The 18,277-nt window shown below is 63.4% G+C and carries 18 protein-coding genes; 7 read left to right on the top strand and 11 right to left on the bottom strand.

Translation table 11 applies throughout. From position 1 onward, the window contains the following. Positions 1-54: 54 nt before the first annotated feature. The gene (locus JWQ24_RS21405; protein WP_299812330.1) at positions 55-1,134 is read right to left on the bottom strand and encodes an acyltransferase; all 1,080 of its coding nucleotides are present in this window, start codon (positions 1,132-1,134) and stop codon (positions 55-57) included. Between the two features lie 202 nt (positions 1,135-1,336). Then, positions 1,337-1,849: a DUF1465 family protein gene (locus JWQ24_RS21400; RefSeq protein ID WP_299812328.1), complete on the bottom strand. Its 513-nt coding sequence runs from the start codon at positions 1,847-1,849 to the stop codon at positions 1,337-1,339. On the opposite strand from JWQ24_RS21400, the gene JWQ24_RS21395 reads away from it, so the two are divergent. Then, positions 1,848-2,135, top strand: a complete 288-nt coding sequence (locus tag JWQ24_RS21395; RefSeq protein ID WP_299812327.1) for a hypothetical protein — start codon at positions 1,848-1,850, stop codon at positions 2,133-2,135. The genes JWQ24_RS21400 and JWQ24_RS21395 overlap by 2 nt on opposite strands. A 179-nt stretch (positions 2,136-2,314) precedes the next feature. Here the strand turns inward: JWQ24_RS21395 and JWQ24_RS21390 are convergent, their stop codons facing one another. Beyond that, on the bottom strand, positions 2,315-2,506 hold the full coding sequence (locus tag JWQ24_RS21390; RefSeq protein ID WP_299812325.1) for a DUF1192 domain-containing protein: 192 nt from the start codon (positions 2,504-2,506) through the stop codon (positions 2,315-2,317). Between the two features lie 96 nt (positions 2,507-2,602). Here JWQ24_RS21390 and JWQ24_RS21385 point away from each other — a divergent pair, with 96 nt between their 5' ends. The 3 genes from JWQ24_RS21385 (at position 2,603) to JWQ24_RS21375 (ending at position 8,289) form a co-directional block, all read left to right on the top strand. Beyond that, positions 2,603-3,601, top strand: a complete 999-nt coding sequence (locus tag JWQ24_RS21385) for an NAD(P)H-quinone oxidoreductase (RefSeq protein ID WP_299812323.1) — start codon at positions 2,603-2,605, stop codon at positions 3,599-3,601. A 129-nt stretch (positions 3,602-3,730) separates the two neighbouring features. Further along, complete coding sequence (locus tag JWQ24_RS21380; RefSeq protein ID WP_299812321.1) at positions 3,731-6,607, top strand: EAL domain-containing protein; 2,877 nt, start codon at positions 3,731-3,733, stop codon at positions 6,605-6,607. 125 nt (positions 6,608-6,732) lie between these two features. After that, positions 6,733-8,289 (top strand): glycosyltransferase 87 family protein, encoded by a 1,557-nt coding sequence (locus JWQ24_RS21375; RefSeq protein WP_299812319.1) that lies wholly within the window; start codon positions 6,733-6,735, stop codon positions 8,287-8,289. 1 nt (position 8,290) lies between these two features. On the opposite strand, the gene JWQ24_RS21370 is transcribed toward JWQ24_RS21375, so the two are convergent. After that, on the bottom strand, positions 8,291-8,929 hold the full coding sequence (locus JWQ24_RS21370; protein WP_299812318.1) for a YqgE/AlgH family protein: 639 nt from the start codon (positions 8,927-8,929) through the stop codon (positions 8,291-8,293). Between the two features lie 132 nt (positions 8,930-9,061). Between JWQ24_RS21370 and JWQ24_RS21365 the strand changes: the two genes are divergently transcribed. Continuing rightward, positions 9,062-9,880, top strand: coding sequence for a protein-disulfide reductase DsbD domain-containing protein (locus JWQ24_RS21365; protein ID WP_299812316.1), 819 nt, complete (start codon positions 9,062-9,064; stop codon positions 9,878-9,880). Positions 9,881-10,046: 166 nt separating this feature from the next. Further along, complete coding sequence (locus JWQ24_RS21360; protein WP_299812314.1) at positions 10,047-11,408, top strand: flippase; 1,362 nt, start codon at positions 10,047-10,049, stop codon at positions 11,406-11,408. Positions 11,409-11,559: 151 nt separating this feature from the next. Here the strand turns inward: JWQ24_RS21360 and JWQ24_RS21355 are convergent, their stop codons facing one another. From JWQ24_RS21355 to JWQ24_RS21325, 7 genes are all read right to left on the bottom strand, one after another. After that, on the bottom strand, positions 11,560-12,348 hold the full coding sequence (locus JWQ24_RS21355; RefSeq protein ID WP_299812312.1) for a 3-hydroxybutyrate dehydrogenase: 789 nt from the start codon (positions 12,346-12,348) through the stop codon (positions 11,560-11,562). 17 nt (positions 12,349-12,365) lie between these two features. Next, entirely contained in the window at positions 12,366-13,526 is a 1,161-nt protein-coding gene (locus JWQ24_RS21350) for a DUF3734 domain-containing protein (protein WP_299812310.1), read from the bottom strand. A gap of 86 nt (positions 13,527-13,612) precedes the next feature. Continuing rightward, complete coding sequence (locus JWQ24_RS21345; protein ID WP_299812308.1) at positions 13,613-14,122, bottom strand: CAP domain-containing protein; 510 nt, start codon at positions 14,120-14,122, stop codon at positions 13,613-13,615. A gap of 214 nt (positions 14,123-14,336) precedes the next feature. Then, entirely contained in the window at positions 14,337-15,392 is a 1,056-nt protein-coding gene (locus JWQ24_RS21340; RefSeq protein ID WP_299812306.1) for a sulfate ABC transporter ATP-binding protein, read from the bottom strand. Continuing rightward, positions 15,382-16,248: a sulfate ABC transporter permease subunit CysW gene (gene cysW / locus JWQ24_RS21335; RefSeq protein WP_299812304.1), complete on the bottom strand. Its 867-nt coding sequence runs from the start codon at positions 16,246-16,248 to the stop codon at positions 15,382-15,384. The genes JWQ24_RS21340 and cysW overlap by 11 nt, the downstream gene beginning before the upstream one ends. 11 nt (positions 16,249-16,259) lie before the next feature. Then, positions 16,260-17,066 carry a sulfate ABC transporter permease subunit CysT gene (gene cysT / locus JWQ24_RS21330; RefSeq protein WP_299812384.1) on the bottom strand — a complete coding sequence of 269 codons (807 nt, stop codon included), beginning with the start codon at positions 17,064-17,066 and terminating at the stop codon, positions 16,260-16,262. 57 nt (positions 17,067-17,123) lie between these two features. Continuing rightward, a complete protein-coding gene (locus tag JWQ24_RS21325) occupies positions 17,124-18,140 on the bottom strand; it encodes a sulfate ABC transporter substrate-binding protein (RefSeq protein WP_299812382.1) in 1,017 nt (338 codons plus the stop codon). On the opposite strand from JWQ24_RS21325, the gene JWQ24_RS21320 reads away from it, so the two are divergent. Further along, a complete protein-coding gene (locus JWQ24_RS21320; RefSeq protein WP_299812390.1) occupies positions 18,127-18,255 on the top strand; it encodes a hypothetical protein in 129 nt (42 codons plus the stop codon). The two genes, JWQ24_RS21325 and JWQ24_RS21320, sit on opposite strands and share 14 nt — an antisense overlap. The last annotated feature ends 22 nt before the right edge of the window (positions 18,256-18,277 follow it).

Below are 18,277 nucleotides of genomic sequence, written 5' to 3'. Positions count from 1 at the left end.
ATTAAGGGCCGGTGTGACAAGGCGTCACGACCGCAGCAATCCTCGAATGCCGGCCTAGCCGGCGGCGCGCGTTCTGTCAGGTCCGAACCATCCGACGATCGCTTTGCGACCGGGCATCTCGACGAAGCGGTAGCTCAATTCCGACAGGCCCCAGATGATGGCGAAGCAGATGAAGGCCGCGGCGATATAAACCAATTCGGTCTCACCGAAATGCCGCCAGGTGCGCACCGCGAACGAAACGAACAGCGGGTGGATCAGATAGATCGAGTAGGAGATGATGCCGAGCCGATAGACCAGCGCATTGCCGAACAGGGCCTGCGCTATACGGCCGTCGCGCGACAGCACGGCGACCAGCGGGATGAACAACAGATACATCGGCAGGTCGCTGACGCTGAAACTACCGATGGCGACGATCGCGATCAGGATACCGATCACCAGCGCATCCTGCATCGCCATCGACAGCCGGTCGATCACGCCGGCAAAGCGGAATATCGCAAGCCCCAGCGCGAAGCCGGCGACGGCGCGCAGCAGCGGATAGAACGAATTGCCGTTGACGACATCGAGCGGGCCGCTGGAGCCGCGGCCGCTGATGCTGACCGCATAGATCGCCAGCAGCGCCGCCAGCACGGCGATGGCGCAGGTCGGCGTGCTCTTGCGCAGCGTGAACGCCATCAGGATCGGCAGCAGCAGATAAGAGCCCATCTCCGCACTCGCCGCCCAGGCGACGCCGATCACCGGGAAGATATATAGCCCCCAGCCGGTCATCATCAGCAGGTTGCCCATCCAGTCCCACGCCGAATACATCTCGAGATTTTCACCCGACAGGCCGGCGGCGATCTTGGCGATATAGAACAGCCCGATCACGAAATAGGCTGGATACAGCCGCGCGACACGCTTCAGCATGAAGGTCGCGAATTTCGACAGCGTGAGATCCTCGAAAGCGTCGCGATAGGTCAGCGCCATCACGAAACCACTGAGCATGAAGAACAGATCGACGATCAGATAGCCGAACGGAATCCGGAAATACGAAGCGGTTCCGCCGGTGGAGAGCTGCACGTCGCCAAAGTGATAGACCACGATGATGACAGCTGCGACGCCGCGCACTCCGGTCAACGCCCTGATATCTGCCGCCATGTCACATGCCCCTGCCCGCGCAGGGTATGTTTAGCGCATTTTTCAAAGATGCGAGTGTTCAGAATTCACGTTATTCCGGGATGCAAGCAGACGGCGAAGCCGGCTGATGCAGGCCCGGAATCTGGCGATGTTCATCGTCTCATGTCGAGGTTCCGGGTTCGCTCGCCGCTCGCGCGCTCGCGTCCCGGAATGACAGCGGCGTTCAGCGCTCGAACGCAGCCTTCAGGCGGTTGAGTTGCGGCACCAGCGGATTACCGATGGCGGCGCGTTCGATCGTGGAGGCGTGGATGGTGACGTCGAGGCGACGGACCTTGCTCTGCAATGTCATCGAGCGGACGATCAGGTCCTGCAACTGCTGCGGCAGCTTGAGCAGCATGTCGTCCGGGCTCGGATCGGCGGCGCTGAGCTTGACCTTGGTCTTTTCGCGATTCGCCTGGATCAGCGTCATCTCGCCTTCCTTGACCGCGCGGTGCAGCAGCAGCCAGGAGGCCAACTGCATCAAGCGGGTGGTGAGTCGCATGCTTTCGGTGGCGTAGGTCAGGCTGACGGAGCGATCCAGCGCCTTGGCCTCGGAGCGACCGACGCCGTCAAGATAGGCTGCGGTCTCTTCGACCAGGTCCATGCCCTCGCGAAACAGTGCGCCAAAGGCCGCGGAATTCGTCAGCCGCTCGCTGAAATGAACGAGAGCAGCTTCGCCGTGCGAACGATCCGACATGGGGGTGACGCCTCAAGCAACTGGTTACGCGCCCGGCTTTGAAAATCCGCCGGTAAATGGTGAACAAATCATTACGCGCCCCCGGCGCAGAGTCCAGCGGATCAAAATTAAAGAAGTATTTATGCTTTACAGCGCAGCGCTGCGGACGCCCCCAAAAAAAAGAGCCGCCGTTTCCGGCGGCTTTAAAGTTGATAACAGGGAGGCGTCAAACAGAGTGGACAGGAGCCACTCGGTGTCCAAACAAGGACAATTTGATTCATATGCAAGAAAGCTTAATCGCTCGTAAATAACGGGGATTCAGCTGGGGATGCGTTGAGAGTTTCGCGCCGAAGTGTACCAAAACGGGACGCATCTTTAAACAAGCGACAAGGATACCTATGGTGTACCGGACGCACTGCAGCGTCCTTGTCCCACTGCGTGTCAGCAACACGTCATGTTGCATCGCGTCCGGGCACGAGCCCGCTCTTACGACTTGAAGAACCGGTCTGCGGCATCGCGGGTGGCGCGCTTCAGCTGCATGCTGGATTGCAGGCGCGCGATCTCGGCATTGAGGAGCGCGATGCGCTCCGCCAGTTCCTCGACCGACAGCAGTGTCAGGTCTTGGCCGATCTCGTGGCTAATCTTCTTTTTCGGTTTGTCGTCGTCGTCGGTCGCCATATGCCCTGCCTCGCGGCCACCCGAATGGTTGCCAGCCCGATTGCGGCTGGCTAATCAGGGGCCAGCTCGATTTAACACTGTCGCCAAGGACAAATCATGGAACAGCTGCCCGCGCAAATGACCGTTATCGGCATCAGCAAGCCCGGTGGTCCCGAGGTACTGATCCCGGAAACCCGCGCAGTGCCGAAGCCCGGCCCCGGCGAGATTCTGGTCAAGGTCGCTGCCGCCGGCGTCAACCGGCCCGACATCTCGCAGCGCTCAGGCAGCTATCCGCCGCCGCCCGGCGCCTCCGACCTGCCCGGCCTTGAAATCTCCGGCGAAGTCGTCGCGCTCGGCGAAGGCGTCAGCAAGCACAAGCTCGGCGACAGGGTGATGTCGCTGGTCGCCGGCGGCGGCTATGCACAGTATTGCATCGCGCCCGACGCGCAGGCGATGACGGTCCCCGACGGATTCTCGATGATCGAGGCCGGCGCCACCGCCGAGACGCTGATGACCGTCTGGCACAACGTGTTCGAGCGCGGCGGGCTGCAGCCCGGCGAAACGCTGCTGATCCACGGCGGCTCCTCCGGCATCGGCACGATGGCGATCCAGCTCGCCAAGGCGCTCGGTTCCAGGGTGATTGTTACCGTCGGCTCGCAGGCCAAGGCGGATGCCTGCCTCAAGCTCGGCGCCGACCACGCCATCAACTACAAGGCCGAGGATTTTGTCGCCCGGGTTAAGGCGATCACCTCCGGCGCCGGCGTCGAGCTGATCCTCGACATGGTCGGCGGCGAATATGTCGAGAAGAATTTCGACTGCGCGGCGGTCGATGGCCGCATCGTGCAGATCGCGGTGCTGAACGGGCCGAAGGCGACCATCAATGCCGCCAAGATCATGGTGAAGCGGCTGCACTATACCGGTTCGACGCTGCGGCCGCGCTCGCTCGCCGACAAGGCCGCAATGGTCAAGGCGATCGAGGCCAATGTGCTGCCGCTGCTGCGCTCAGGCCAGGTCAAGCCGCTGATGGATTCCAACTTCCCGCTGGAACATGCCGCAGATGCTCATCGCCGGATGGAAACCAGCGAACATATTGGCAAAATTGTGTTGGTCGTTTAGGGCCGGAAGACGACCGGAAAGCCTTTGAAAACTCTCGCTTTCATGTCATTTATCGCATGGGATTTGGGGTTCGCCGGGACGGCTTCATGAGAGGCCGCCCGGCCATTCGGTGATGGCGGAGTAATGACATTGCGTTTGATCAGGTGGCTCGCGCCGCTCGCGCTCGGCCTCATGATTATCGTTGCCTCACCAAAGGCACATGCCATTGACGCCGTCAGCGTCCGTGGTGACGCGCCTGCGATCGACCTCACCGCGATCCTCGAATATCAGCAGAGCGAAACTGACCGCATCCAGGTCTCCACCGCGCCGGGCACCGACGGCATCGTTCGCCGCATCGAGGTGCGCGCCCGCGAGGCCGGACAGAACTGGGTGGTGTTCGCGCTCGCCAACAACACCGACGATCAGCTCGACCGCCTGATCGTCGCGCCGCATTATCGCATCGTGTCGTCCGGCCTGCTGTGGCCCGACCTCGGCATGTCGCGCATCGCCACCATCACCCCCTCCACCGGCGACCGCCCGGAGCGGCAGGATTCGGCCACCGCCGACATCTTCCGTGTCACGCTCGATCCCGGCGCCGTCATCACCTTCGTCGCCGAACTGCGCACCGGCAAACTGCCGCAGCTCTATCTATGGGAGCCGGAAGCCTACAAGGACAAGGTCAACTCGTTCACGCTGTACCAGGGCATCGTGATCGGCATCTCCGGCCTGCTGGCGCTGGTGCTGACCATCCTGTTCGTGGTCAAGGGCAGCATTATGTTCCCTGCCGCCGCGGCTCTGGCCTGGGCCGTGCTGGTCTATATCGGCGTCGATTTCGGCTTCTGGGGCAAGGTGCTCGACATGTCATCCGGCGCCGAGCGGATCTGGCGCGCTGCGGGTGAAGCGATGCTGGCGGCGACGCTGCTGGTGTTCCTGTTCGCCTATCTCAACCTCAATCGATGGCATGTGCGCTACTCGCACATCACGCTGGCCTGGCTGCTGTTCCTGGGATCGCTGGTAGCACTGGCGCTGTTCGATCCCGCGGTCGCATCCGGCATCGCGCGCATCTCGCTGGTGCTGATCGCCTTCGCCGGCTTCGGGCTGATCGTCTATCTCTCGACACATGGCTTCGACCGCGCGGTGCTGCTGATCCCGACCTGGTTCCTGCTGGTGGTGTGGGTCGTCGCCGCTGGCATGACGGTGGCGGGCAGCGTCACCAACGACATCGTGGGACCTGCGCTGCTCGGCGGCCTCGTGTTGATCGTGATGCTGATCGGCTTCACGGTGATGCAGCACGCCTTTGCGGGCGGCGGCGCCACCAATGGCGTGGTGTCCGACGTCGAGCGCCGTGCGCTGGCGCTGACCGGCTCCGGTGACCTGATCTGGGACTGGGACGTCTCCGCCGACAAGGTGTTCACCTCGCCGGAAACCGAAGCCCTGCTCGGCCTCAAGCGCGGCACGCTGGAAGGCCCCGCCGCAAAATGGCTGGAAGTGCTGCATCCGCTCGACCAGGACCGCTTCCGCGCTGCGCTGGACAGCGTGCTCGATCAGCGCCGCGGCCGGCTGGTGCAGGACTTCCGGCTGCGCACCCCGGATGGCCACTTCATGTGGTTTGCGCTGAAGGCGCGCCCGGTGGTCGGTTCCGACGGCGAAGTGTCGCGCGTCGTCGGCACCCTGACCGACGTGACCGAGAGCAAGAACGCCGAAGAGCGCATGCTGCACGACTCCGTGCATGACAACCTCACAGGCCTGCCGAACCGCAAGCTGTTCATCGACCGGCTCGGCGCTGTCGCCAATTTTTCGAAGACGGTGCCGACGCTGCGGCCGACCTTGATGGTGATCGACCTCGACCGCTTCAAGCAGGTCAACGATTCCGTCGGCATTGCGGTCGGCGATTCCATTTTGCTGACGCTGGCACGCCGCCTCGCCCGCATCCTGAAACCGCAGGACACGTTGGCTCGTCTCGCCGGCGACCAGTTCGGCCTGATCCTGATGTCGGAGACGGACCCCGCCAAGATCACCGCCTTCGCCGAGACCATCCGCAAGACCATCCGCGCGCCGATCGCCTTCAACGACCGCGAAATCTTCCTCACCGCCTCGATTGGTCTGGCGCTGTCCGACCCCACCGTCCCGCTCTCGGACGAGATCATCAAGGACGCCGAACTGGCTATGTATCATTCGAAGCGGATCGGCGGTGACCGTATCGATGTTTATAAACCCGCGATGCGCGCCCGAAAAACAGACCGCCTGACGCTGGAATCCGAACTGCGCCGCGCCATCGAGCGGCAGGAAATCACCATCCTGTACCAGCCGATCGTGCGGCTGGAAGATCGCTCGATCGCCGGCTTCGAAGCACTGGCGCGCTGGGATCATCCCAAGCTCGGCCGCATGTCGCCGGTGGAATTCATCGCCATCGCCGAAGAGATCGGCCTGATCATCGATCTCGGCATGTTCGTGATGGACCAGACCGCGCGCCAGCTGGCGATCTGGCAGCGCGCGATGCGCGCCCGCGAGCCGATCTTCGCGAGCGTCAACGTGTCCTCGCGGCAGTTGTTGCGCCATGACCTGCTGCACGACATCCGCACCGTGCTGTCGCGCTCCTCGGTGGCGAAGGGCACGCTGAAGCTGGAGCTGACGGAATCGCTGGTGATGGAGAATCCGGAACACGCCGCCCAAATGCTGCTCCGGATCCGCGAACTCGGCACTGGCCTGTCGCTGGACGATTTCGGCACCGGCCATTCCTCGCTGGCCTATCTGCAGCGCTTCCCGTTCGACACGCTGAAGATCGACCAGTCGTTCGTCCGCACCACCACCCGCGGCACCCGCCCGGTGATCCTGAAATCGATCATCGCGATGGCTCACGACCTCGGCATGGACGTCGTCGCCGAGGGCGTCGAGACGGATTCGGACGCCGTCGAGCTGTACCAGCTCGGCTGCGAATACGCCCAGGGCTTTGCCTTCGGCGAACCGATGGACGCCGACGCCGCGATGCGCCTGCTCACGGAAGAACGGCTGGAAGCCGCGAACTGACGCGCGCTTCCCTTCTCCCATTGCGGGAGAGGGGGTTTACAACGGTCTGTGCCTGCCACGCTTAGCAAATCTTCAATGTTAGCTGCTTAGTGATGGGCATCCGCCAGGGCGCGCAGGGAGCCACCGTGTCCATTGCCGTTGATGCTTCCGCGCCGCGCCGCAAGGGCTGGACGACGCTCGCCATCGTCGTCGCCTCGATGGCGCTGGGGGCAGCCTATGCGGCGTATCTCGGCGAGGACGCCAACTGGGATTGGCAGAACTACCACGAATACAACATCTGGGCGCTGCTGCATGGCGGCTATGAGCGCGACGCGATCCCGCCGGGCTTCCAGACCTTCTTCAACCCGCTGATCTATTTCCCGTGGTACGCCCTGCGCCATGCGCTGCCGCCGCTCGCGGCCGGCATGATCATCGGCGCTGTGCACGGGCTCAATCTTGCCGTCGTGGCGTGGCTGTCGAAGATCCTGCTCGGCGTCACCGGCAACGCATGGACGATCGGCGCAGCGGTGCTGCTCGCCGCATTCGGGCCGATGACGCTGTCGGAAGTCGGCGCTAGCTTTTCCGATATCCTGACCTCAATCCCGTCCCTGATCGCGCTGGCGCTGATCCTTGAGCCCGAGCGGCCGCGGCCGTGGCGCTATCTCGTCGCCGGCCTGCTGCTCGGCCTCACCGTCGGCATTAAACTCACCAATATCGTCTTCGCGCTGGGGATCGCCGCGATGGCGCTCATAGCCGTGCAGCCGCTGCTAGCGCTGGCCTGTCTCGCCATCGGCGGCGCGGTCGGCAGCGTCCTGACTGGCGGCGCGTGGAGCTTGATGCTGTGGCGCGAGTTCGGCAATCCGTTCTTCCCGCTGGTGAACAGCTTCTTCCCGTCCGCGGAGATGAAGCAGGTGACGCTGCTCGACCGCCAGTTCATCCCGCGCGGTTTCTGGGATGGCGTGAGCTATCCGTTCCTCTGGATGGTCGGTGATTTCCGCAGCTCCGAGCTGCCGTTTCGCGATGCGCGTTTTGCGCTGGCGATCGTACTGCTGCCGCTGGCGATCGTGGCATCGCTGAAATCCGCGGCCGCGCGGCTGACGCGCCGCGACGTGCAGCTGCTGGTGTTCTTCGCGGTATCGCTGGCGATCTGGCTGACGCTGTTTTCGATCCAGCGCTACGTCGTGTTGCTCGAATTGCTGTGCGGCCCGATCATCGTGCTGCTGCTGACGCGGATCGGGTCGGCCTTCGTGCCGTCGCGCAGCATCAGCAACTTCGCAATCTTCGCCATCGCGGCGATCGCCTCGGCCTGGACGCAGCCGACCGACTGGTGGCGACGGCCGTGGTCCAATCCTTACGCGCCGGTGATCTCGCCACGCCTGGCGCAGCCGGCGACCTATTTTCTGCTCGACAAGCCGCTGTCCTTCATCGCGCCGCAGCTGCCCGAGGGATCGCGCTTCGCGATGATCGCGGACCAGGCGCTGCCGATCATGCCGGGCGGGAGATTCGATCGCCGGATTCGTGACGGGCTCAGCCATCCGCTGCCGGGCGGGGTGTGGGAAATACACATCAAGGGCCGACCCTATCCGGTCGAGTTGCTGGCGGCCTACGGGTTAAGCGTCGATACGACGCAGGCCTGCGTCGAGATCGAAGGCGCCAACATGGGATTGGTGCTGGTGGCCTGTCCGCTGAGGGACCAGCCTTAGCTCAGGCGTGGCCGGCGTCGTTCGACAGCATCCCCGGCTCGATGCCAATCTTGTGCAAGGCGCGCTGGTATTTGGCGTCGACGTCGCCACCGAAGATCAGTTCCTCGTCGGCCGTGCAATGCAGCCAGCCGTTGTGTTGAATCTCCGCTTCGAGCTGGCCCGGCGCCCAGCCGGCATAGCCCAGCGCCAGAATCGCATGTTTCGGCCCGCCGCCCTGCGCGATCGCGCGCAGGATATCGACGGTGGCGGTGAGGCAGATGCCGTCGTCGATCGGCAGCGTGGCGTCCTGGATGAAGAAGTCGCTGGTATGCAGCACGAAGCCGCGGCCGGTTTCCACCGGGCCGCCCTTCAGCACCTTCATGGTTTCGGCGCTTTCCGGGAGCTTAATGCCATCGGCCTTGTCGATGATGTCGAGCTGCGCGAGCAACTCGGGAAAGTCGATGCTGCCGGCAGGACGGTTGACGATGATGCCCATCGCGCCTTCGGAGGAATGCGCACAGAGATAGATCACCGATCGCGCGAAACGTTCGTCTTCCATCACCGGCATCGCGATCAGGAGCTGGCCATCAAGATAGCCGCCGGCGCCTGGAGAAGCAGCCTTGGCGCGGCTTTTACGGGGTCGCTTGCGGGTCGGTTCCATCGGCAAAGCGCTTTCTCGTTGTGTCCATCCTGATATTGGGTCGCTCGTCTGTCAATCAACCTTCCGCGACGCAGCAAAACGTACCACCAGCCATTTCATGGCCTATACTCTAGTGACCTATAAGGACGTCCGATGATCGCCTTCGTTCCGCTACGCCTTGCTGCCTGTATCGCATTGCTCACCGCAACCGCTGCGGCCGCGCAGGACGCCTCGCCGTGGCAGATCGATAACCATTCGCAGTTGCGCCTGTTGGCTGGCTCGCGCAGCGGGCCGGTGATGCTCGGTGGCATCGCGATCCAGTTGCAGCCGGGCTGGCACACTTATTGGCGCAACCCCGGCGATTCCGGCGTGCCGCCGCGGTTCGATTTTTCCAAATCCGACAATGTCGAGGCCGTCACCATCCTGTGGCCGGCGCCGACCAAATTCGAAGACGGTGCTGGTGGCATCTCGCTCGGCTATCTCAGCAAGGTGGTGCTGCCGCTGCGGGTGGTCGCCAAAGACCCGAGCAAACCGGTGACGCTGCGCGCCGCAATCAACTATGCCGTGTGCGAGAAGCTCTGCGTGCCGGTCGAGGCGACGGCCGAACAGGCCTTCACAAGCGTTGCCAGCACCGAGGACAGCGCGCTGATGGCGGCGCTCGATACCGTGCCGAAGCCGGCCACGCTTGGCGACGCCAGCCCGCTCACGGTCCGCGACGTCAAGCGCGACGGCAACCGGGTGCTGGTGGATGTGATCGCCCCCGACGGCCCTGCGGATCTGTTCGTCGAAGGCCCGACTGAGGAATGGGCGCTGCCCGTGCCGAAGCGGCTAAAGGAAAGTCCCGCCGGGGTGAAACGCTTCGCGTTCGATCTCGAGGGATTGCCATCAGGCGCCAGCGCCGACGGGGCCGCACTGAAACTGACGCTGGTGGGCGCGGAGAAGGCCTACGAGTTCAACGTGAATTTGAACTGATTGTCATTCCGGGTTCACGCCCCAGCCAGCTGCGCCGGCTGACGCATGCCCGGAACGACCAAATAGAACGACCGCGGGTTTCTCCCGCCCAACCCGATATTAACGTCTGTTTGCTATCTCCGGGCATTGCCGCGCCGACGCGGCCAGGACGTTTGCTGTGGCCGCAATGGACATCGACTCCTCACCTGCCGTGCCCGCCGGCCTTGTGGCTCGGCTGCGCGCCAAACTCGGCGGCGCCGGCGAAGCCGCGCTAACGCGGCGGCTGGCCGGCACGATCTTCCTCATTCGCGTCGTCTCGGCGGGCCTGGCCTATTTCTCGCAGATTCTGCTGGCGCGCTGGATGGGCGGCTCCGACTACGGCATCTACGTCTATGTCTGGACCTGGGTGCTGCTGCTCGGCTCGATGATGGATTTCGGCATCGCGGCCTCGGCGCAAAAGATCATTCCGGAATACCGCGCCAGCGGCGACCACGCGCTGCTGCGAGGCTTCCTGTCCGGCAGCCGCTGGATGACCGGTGCGGTGTCCGCGATCATCTCGCTCGGCCTCGCCGGGCTCATCAAACTGCTGTCGCCGTGGATCGCGCCTGACAGCATCGTGCCGCTCTATCTGGGCTGCCTGACGTTGCCGGCCTTCGTCGTCGCCAACACCCAGGACGGCATCGCGCGCTCGCACGACTGGATGACGCTCGGCCTGATGCCGCAGTTTATCGTCCGGCAATCGCTGATCATCGGCTTCACCGCCGGCGCCTTCGCGCTCGGCTTTCAGCTTGGCGCCACCATCGCGATGCTGGCCAGCGTCGGCGCGGTGTGGGTCGCGATGATCGGCCAGATGGTCGTGCTCAACCGTCGTCTCGCTGCGCATATCGCGCCCGGCCCCAGGGCCTACGACTACCGCGGCTGGCTTGCGACCTCGCTGCCTATCCTCCTGGTGGAAAGCTTCTACCTGCTGCTGTCCTACACCGACGTGCTGGTGCTGCAGCAGTTCCGCTCTTCCGAGGAAGTCGGCGTGTACTTCGCCGTCGTGAAGACCCTGGCGCTGGTATCGTTCATCCACTACGCGATGTCGGCGACCACCGCGCACCGCTTCACCGAATATCATACCGCCGGCGACAACGACCGACTTGCGGCCTATGTGACGCACGCGATCAAGTGGACGTTCTGGCCGTCACTGGCCGCCACAATCATTCTGCTGGCGCTCGGCAAGCCGTTGCTGTGGCTGTTCGGACCGAGCTTCGTCGATGGCTACGACATCATGTTCATCGCCGCGATCGGCCTCGTGGTGCGCTCGGCGATCGGCCCGGTGGAGCGCCTGCTCAACATGCTCGGGCACCAGAAAATCTGTGCGCTGGCCTATGCCGTGTCGTTCGCGCTGAACCTGGCGCTCTGCATCGCCCTGGTGCCGCGCTACGGCGGCCACGGCGCCGCCGCGGCAACATCGATCGCCCTGACCTTCGAGACCGTGCTGCTGTTCTGGATCGTGCGCACGAGGTTGGGATTGCACGTGCTGGCGTTCGGCAAGCGACAGTAATTTGCGCAGAGAACATGTTCTGTACAGCGCAACTCTGGTGCCCTCATGCCCGGCCTCGTGCCGGGCATCCACGTTCTGTATCGCGGAACATCGTGGATGGCCGGGGCAAGCCAGGCCATGACGAACATGCGTGTTTTATTCCTGGAGCCCTCTACTCCGCGGTCCAGCCGCCGTCGATCGAGAGGTTGGTGCCGGTGATCTGTGCGGCGTCGTCGCCGCACAGGAACAGCGCCAAGGCGGCGACTTGCTCCGACGTCACGAATTCCTTTGTCGGCTGGGCTGCAAGCAGCACGTCATGGATGACCTGCTCCTTGGTGAGGCCGCGGGCCTTCATGGTGTCAGGAATCTGCTTCTCGACCAAAGGCGTCCACACGTAGCCCGGCGAGATGCAGTTGCAGGTGATCTTGAAGGTGGCGAGTTCCAGGGCCGCGGTCTTGGTCAGGCCGGCGATGCCATGCTTGGCGGAGACGTAGGCCGACTTGAACGGCGAGGCAACCAGCGAATGCGCTGAGGCGGTGTTGATGATCCGGCCCCAGCCGCGCTTCTTCATGCCGGGAATGGCGGCGCGCATGCCGTGAAACGCCGAGGTCAGGTTGATCGCGATGATCGCGTCCCATTTCTCGATCGGAAAATCCTCGATCGGCGATACGAACTGGATGCCGGCATTGTTGACGAGTATATCGACCGAGCCGAACGTGCTCTCGCCGAGCGCCACCATCCCGGCAATTTCCGCCGGCTTGGTCATATCGGCCGGGGAATGGATCGCCTTGACGCCAAAGTCCTTCTCGATCCCGGCGCGTTCCTTTTCGATATCCTCAGGCGTGCCCATGCCGTTGAGCACGATGTTGGCGCCCGCACCGGCGAAAGCGCGCGCATAGGCCAGACCGATGCCGCTGGTCGAACCGGTGACGACGGCGACCTTGCCCTTGAGATTAGCCATTCCAATTCTCCTGGTTGCTATTTGTAATCGGCATCGGTGAGATCGTGCGTCACCATCGTCTCGCCGTTCTGCGGACGCTCGAACCATTCGGTGTGCTTCATCGACAGGCCTACGTCGCGTTCGCCGGACTGCCAGTGATCGATCATGTTAAGGCGCGAGAAATTGTAATCCTTGGACGAGGATTCGTAGAGCTTGCTGCGATAGATCAGGTGCACCACGGTGACGGTATTTTCCTTGGTCACCTCGGTCAGGAACGCAACAGACGGATCGTTCTTCAACTCGTCGGGCAGCTTTCCGATCAGGTCGCCGATCGCCTTGATAGCGTTATGGATGGTCTTGTTCTTGTCAGTGTTCATGCGGGTGCGGCTGGAGAAGCGAATGTCCTTCTCGCGCTCGGCGGCGTCGTTCAGCGTCGTCGGCAGCGGCCCACGGGCGCTGAACAGGTCGACCTGAAAGATCAGCAGGTCGCGCTTGGTCTCTTCCAGCAGAACGTAGTCGAGCGGCGTGTTGGAGGCGATGCCGCCGTCCCAGTAATAGTCCTCGCCGACCTTGATCGCGGGAAAGCCCGGAGGCAGCGCCGCCGAGGCCATGATGTGCTCGGGGCCGATGATGTATTTCCGCGTGCCGTCGTCGTTCACCGTCGTGTTGTCGAAATATTCGAGATTGCCGGTGGCGACATTGACCGCGCCGACGCTGAACCGCGGAGTTCCGCTGTTGATCAGCTCGAAATCCACCAGCCGCAGCAGCGTCGCGCGCAGCGGCGTGGTGTCGTAATAGCTCATCGTGGCAAGGTCGCTGGACGGAAAAATCTGCGCCGGCGGAAACCGCGGCGTGAAAAAGCCCGGCACGCCGAACGCCATGATCATCGCCGCAGAGGCGTTGTCGAAGGCGGTATGGGCGTGATCGCCCTTCAACACCGGCTTCCACGGCACCGGCGCCGAGGCCATCTCCCAGAATTCCTTCAGCCGCCCGATGCGCTTCTCGCGCGGATTACCGGCGATGATCGCAGCGTTGATGGCGCCGATCGAGATGCCGGCGACCCATTCCGGCTCGAAATCGTGATGGCACAGCGCCTGATAGGCCCCGGACTGGTAGGAGCCCAGCGCACCACCGCCCTGCAGCACCAGCACGCGATGCGCCTTGGCGGGTTCGGTCGGTGGATGATCGGACGAGTCCATGTCGGCCTGCCGGAACAACTGAAAGGGAGTCCAACGTGGCCTCCGTTTGTCGCTCCGTCAACGCCGTTGCTGCGGGACAGCAATCCCTATTTAGCGTCGGTCGAGGCCAGGATCATGGTCCAGAACACCTTGTATTTGGTGCCGGGCGCATAGGTGGCGGCGATACCGAGCTTGTTGACGCCGGATTTCAGCATGTTGGCACGGTGCGGCGGCGAATCCCGCCAGCCGGAGAAGGCCTCGGCCATCGTGTGGTAGCCGGCGGAAATGTTCTCGACGGCCAGGGTGGCCGGATAGCCGGAAGTGTTAAGGCGCTTGGCCAACGGCGCCCTGACGTCATGGTCGAGCTTGTTCTTCTTGGCCATGTCTGTCGACTGGCTTTCCGCCAGCGCCATCAAAGCGGGATCGACCACCACCGGCCCGAGGCCGTTGTTGGAGCGGTACAGCGAAATCATCGAGGCGGCCGCGACAGGATCGAGCTTGGCGCCGCCATTGGCCATGCTGAGATACATCGTGGGCTGGTCCGGCGTCGTGACGACATCCGCGGCGCAACCGCCAAGCAGCAAAAATCCCAGAATGGCAGTGGCCACGCGTATCATCGGTAATCCCCCAAGCAAGGGGCCGTTGTTGCACATCAACCGTGGCTGAAAGGTGAACGATACGCCGCCCTCGCCTTCATCTCGGCTGTCATCGCCCGGCTCGACCGGGCGACCCGGTAGACACCGGCTCTCGCGATCAACACACCAACCTGCGTTTACTGGGTCCCCGTTTTCGCGGAGACGACAACAGAGAGTGTGGCAAGGTAAGCAGTGCTCAATCCCTGCCGGCGAAAATCCGGTAACGCCGGGGCTGCAGGCTGACCAGATCGCCTGTGGCGAGGTTGCGGTCGCGCGGCGCGTCGATCTCGACCAAGGTGTCGGCGTCGCCCGACAACGCAATGTCGGCGCGCTGGATCGGGCCAAAGCTGCGGACCCGGCGCACGGTGCCTTCGAGCGCGCCGTTGGTGGCGGCTTCACCGACCGGACCGACATTCATGTCATGGCGGCGCACGAACAGTTTCGACGGGCCGGAGACGCCGCCGGCATCGACGTTGAGAACCTTGCTGCCGAGCCGAACCTGGCCGTTGCTGACGTCGACCGGCAGCACGATGGATTCGCCGATGAAGGAATGCACGAAGGCGGTAGCCGGGTGATCATAGACATCGCCGGGAGTGCCGATCTGCTCAATCTTGCCCTTGTCCATCACCACCACGCGGTTGGCGACTTCCAGCGCCTCCTCCTGATCGTGGGTAACGAAGTTCGAGGTGACGTTGATCTCCTCATGCAGCGTGCGCAGCCACTGCCGCAACTCCTTGCGGACCTTGGCGTCGAGCGCGCCGAACGGCTCGTCGAGCAGCAGGATGCGCGGCTCGATGGCCAGCGCGCGGGCCAGCGCGATGCGCTGGCGCTGGCCGCCGGAAAGCTGGCTGGGATAGCGGCTGGCGAGCCAGTCGAGCTGCACGAGATCTAGCAGTTCCTTGACACGGGCGCGGATCGCCGCCTCGTCCTTGCGGACGGCGCGCGGCTGCACGCGCAGGCCGAAGGCGACGTTCTCGAATACCGTCATGTGGCGGAACAGCGCGTAATGCTGGACCACGAAGCCGACATGGCGCTCGCCGGCGCCGCGCGCTAGCGCGTTCTCGCCATCGAACGAGACCTCGCCGGAATCCGGCCAGTCGAGCCCCGCGATGATCCGCAGCAGCGTGGTCTTGCCGGAGCCGGACGGGCCGAGGAGCGCCAGCAACTCGCCGTTCGCGACCTTCAGATCGACGTCGTCGAGCGCGGCAAAGGCGCCGTATTTCTTGACAATGTTTTTGACTTCAATCGCCACGCGGTTGTTCCTCGTCGAGATGTCGTTCCAGGATCGACTTCGCCACCAAAGTGATCAGCGCCAGCATGGCCAGCAGGGAGGCGATCGCGAAGGCGGCAATGAATTGATATTCGTTGTACAGAATTTCCACCAGCAGCGGCATGGTGTTCGTCTCGCCACGGATATGGCCGGATACCACCGACACCGCGCCGAACTCGCCCATCGCGCGCGCATTGCACAACAAGACGCCATAGAGCACGCCCCATTTGATATTGGGCAAAGTGACGCGGAAAAAGGTCTGCAGGCCGGACGCGCCGAGCGAGATCGCGGCCTCCTCCTCCTGCGTGCCCTGCTCCTGCATCAAGGGAATCAGGGCGCGGGCGACGAAGGGAAAGGTGACGAAGGTGGTCGCGAGCGCGATGCCGGGCACCGCGAACAGCACCGGGATGTCGTGGCCCTGTACCCACGGCCCGAAATAGCCCTGGGCGCCGAACAAGAGCACGAAGACCAGGCCGGAAATCACCGGGCTGACCGAAAACGGCAGGTCGATCAGCGAGATCAGTGCGGTCTTGCCGCGGAAGTCGAACTTGGCGATGGCCCAGGCAGCCATCAAGCCGAACACCAGATTGGTGCCGACCGAGACCGCCGCAACGATCAACGTCAGCCGGATAGCGGACAGCGCTTCCGGATCGGCCAACGCCTTGAAATAGGCGCCGACGCCGCGGGAGAACGCCTGGCTGAACACCAGCACCAGCGGCAGCACCACGAACACCACGAGGAAGGCGATCGCCAGCGCGATGATGATCCAGCGTATCCAGCGGGGCTCGGTGCGCGCGTCATCGCGCGCCGCGTTAAATTCGAGGGAGCGTTGCGTCATTGCCATCGCGCTCAATGGGTCGGGATGCGGATCTGCGCCCAGCGCTGGATCCGGTTGATCGCGAAGATGATCAGGAAAGACGCCAGCAACATGACCACGGCAATCGCGGTGGCGTCGGCGTAGCGGTACTCGGACAGCCGGATCACAATCAGCAGCGGCGCGATCTCGGAGATGTTGGGCAGGTTGCCGGCGATGAAGATCACCGAGCCGTATTCGCCGACCGCGCGGGCAAAGGCCAGCGCAAAGCCGGTCAGCATCGCCGGGATCAGGCTCGGCAGGATGACCCGGAACACAGTGTGCCAGCGGTTGGCGCCGAGGCTGGCGGCGGCCTCCTCGATCTCCTTGTCGAGATCGATCAGCACCGGCTGCACGGTGCGCACCACGAACGGAATGCCGATGAATATCATGGCGATGAAAATACCTGTCGGCGTGAACGCCACCTTGATGCCGAGTTCGGCGAGGGGCGCACCGAGCCAGCCCTTCTGCGCGAACAGCGAGGTCAGCGCGACGCCGGCTACGGCGGTTGGCAGCGCGAAGGGGATATCGACGATGGCATCGAACAGCCGGCGGCCGGGAAAGCGATAGCGCACCAGCGCCCAGACGATCACCATGCCCATCACCAGATTGACGATGGCGGCGAGGAAGGCGAGGCCGAAGGAAATGTTCAGTGCATTCAGCGTGCGCCGACTGGTGAGGATGGCCCAGAACTGCTCGAAGCTCAGTTCAAAAGTCTTCAGCACCAGCCCGGCGAGCGGGATCAGCACGATGATCGACAGCCACATCAGCGTCAGGCCCATCGTCAGGCCGAACCCCGGCAGCGTGTTTCGTCGTCCCGTCCCCCCGTTCACCTGTCCCCCTGCTTCCCTGCGCTCGCGTCAGTTCTTGTAGATCTGGTCGAACACGCCGCCTTCGCTGAAGTGCGTCTTCTGTGCCTTGGTCCAGCCGCCGAACACATCGTCGATCGTGAACAGCTCGACCTTGGCGAAGGACTTCTCATATTCCTTGGCGATCTCCGGATCGCGCGGACGGTAGGAATTGCGTGCGGCGATTTCCTGACCTTCTCGCGTGTACCAGTATTTCAGATAGGCCTCCGCGGCGGCGCGGGTGCCCTTCTTGTCGGCGACCACGTCGACGACCGAGACCGGAGGCTCGGCGAGGATCGACAGCGGCGGCGATATGATCTCGAACTTGTCCTTACCAAATTCCTTCTGCGCGAGAAACGCTTCATTTTCCCACGCCAGCAGCACGTCGCCGACGCCGCGTTCGACGAAGGTCACGGTCGAGCCGCGCGCGCCGGTATCGAGCACCGGCACGTTCTTGAAGACGTTGCCGACGAATTCCTTGGCCTTGTCCTCGGAGCCGAACTTCTTCAGGGCGTAGCCCCATGCAGCGAGGTAATTCCAGCGCGCGCCGCCGGAGGTCTTCGGGTTCGGCGTCACCACGCTGACGCCGGACTTGATCAGGTCGTCCCAGTCCTTGATGCCCTTGGGGTTACCCTTGCGCACCAGAAACACGATGGTCGACGTATAGGGCGACGCGTTCTGCGGCAGACGCTTCTGCCAGTCGGGCGGCAGCAGCTTCTTCGCAGCGATCGCATCCACGTCGTAGGCCAGCGCCAGAGTGACAACATCAGCCTGCAGCCCATCGATTACCGCGCGCGCCTGTGAGCCCGAGCCGCCATGCGACTGCTTGATCTCGATGCTCTTGCCGGTCTCCCTCTGGTAGGCAATGGCAAACGCCTTGTTGAAATCGACGTAGAGTTCGCGCGTCGGATCATAGGACACGTTGAGCAGCGACACGTCGGCGGCCAGTGCGGAACCGGCCCACAGCAACGCCGCCAATGCGGGCACGATGCGGCGAATTGAACTACGTAAGATCATGGCGATCTCCATCCAGCGAGACGACAAAAGCGCCATCCGCAACATGGCCAGACTCGTAAACGCCGAGCGCGAAGTCAACGAAACCAGATTTCAATGTTGGCACGATGACGGCGGCATTGTCCTGTAAAAACGCATCTGGATGGATGTGA

The organism is Tardiphaga sp. (assembly GCF_028290495.1).
Lineage (GTDB): Bacteria > Pseudomonadota > Alphaproteobacteria > Rhizobiales > Xanthobacteraceae > Tardiphaga.
This window is presented reverse-complemented; position numbering and strand designations above follow the sequence as displayed.

Excerpts from the sequence above, each read along its gene's own strand:
- JWQ24_RS21395 (WP_299812327.1), top strand. The coding sequence starts at position 1,848 with ATGGGGGTGACGCCTCAAGCAACTGGTTACGCGCCCGGCTTTGAAAAT.
- JWQ24_RS21400 (WP_299812328.1), bottom strand. The coding sequence starts at position 1,849 with ATGTCGGATCGTTCGCACGGCGAAGCTGCTCTCGTTCATTTCAGCGAG.
- JWQ24_RS21325 (WP_299812382.1), bottom strand. The coding sequence starts at position 18,140 with ATGGAGATCGCCATGATCTTACGTAGTTCAATTCGCCGCATCGTGCCC.
- JWQ24_RS21370 (WP_299812318.1), bottom strand. The coding sequence starts at position 8,929 with ATGGAACCGACCCGCAAGCGACCCCGTAAAAGCCGCGCCAAGGCTGCT.
- JWQ24_RS21355 (WP_299812312.1), bottom strand. The coding sequence starts at position 12,348 with ATGGCTAATCTCAAGGGCAAGGTCGCCGTCGTCACCGGTTCGACCAGC.
- JWQ24_RS21320 (WP_299812390.1), top strand. The coding sequence starts at position 18,127 with ATGGCGATCTCCATCCAGCGAGACGACAAAAGCGCCATCCGCAACATG.
- cysW (WP_299812304.1), bottom strand. The coding sequence starts at position 16,248 with ATGACGCAACGCTCCCTCGAATTTAACGCGGCGCGCGATGACGCGCGC.
- JWQ24_RS21385 (WP_299812323.1), top strand. The coding sequence starts at position 2,603 with ATGGAACAGCTGCCCGCGCAAATGACCGTTATCGGCATCAGCAAGCCC.
- JWQ24_RS21405 (WP_299812330.1), bottom strand. The coding sequence starts at position 1,134 with ATGGCGGCAGATATCAGGGCGTTGACCGGAGTGCGCGGCGTCGCAGCT.
- JWQ24_RS21360 (WP_299812314.1), top strand. The coding sequence starts at position 10,047 with ATGGACATCGACTCCTCACCTGCCGTGCCCGCCGGCCTTGTGGCTCGG.
- JWQ24_RS21345 (WP_299812308.1), bottom strand. The coding sequence starts at position 14,122 with ATGATACGCGTGGCCACTGCCATTCTGGGATTTTTGCTGCTTGGCGGT.
- JWQ24_RS21390 (WP_299812325.1), bottom strand. The coding sequence starts at position 2,506 with ATGGCGACCGACGACGACGACAAACCGAAAAAGAAGATTAGCCACGAG.
- JWQ24_RS21350 (WP_299812310.1), bottom strand. The coding sequence starts at position 13,526 with ATGGACTCGTCCGATCATCCACCGACCGAACCCGCCAAGGCGCATCGC.
- JWQ24_RS21365 (WP_299812316.1), top strand. The coding sequence starts at position 9,062 with ATGATCGCCTTCGTTCCGCTACGCCTTGCTGCCTGTATCGCATTGCTC.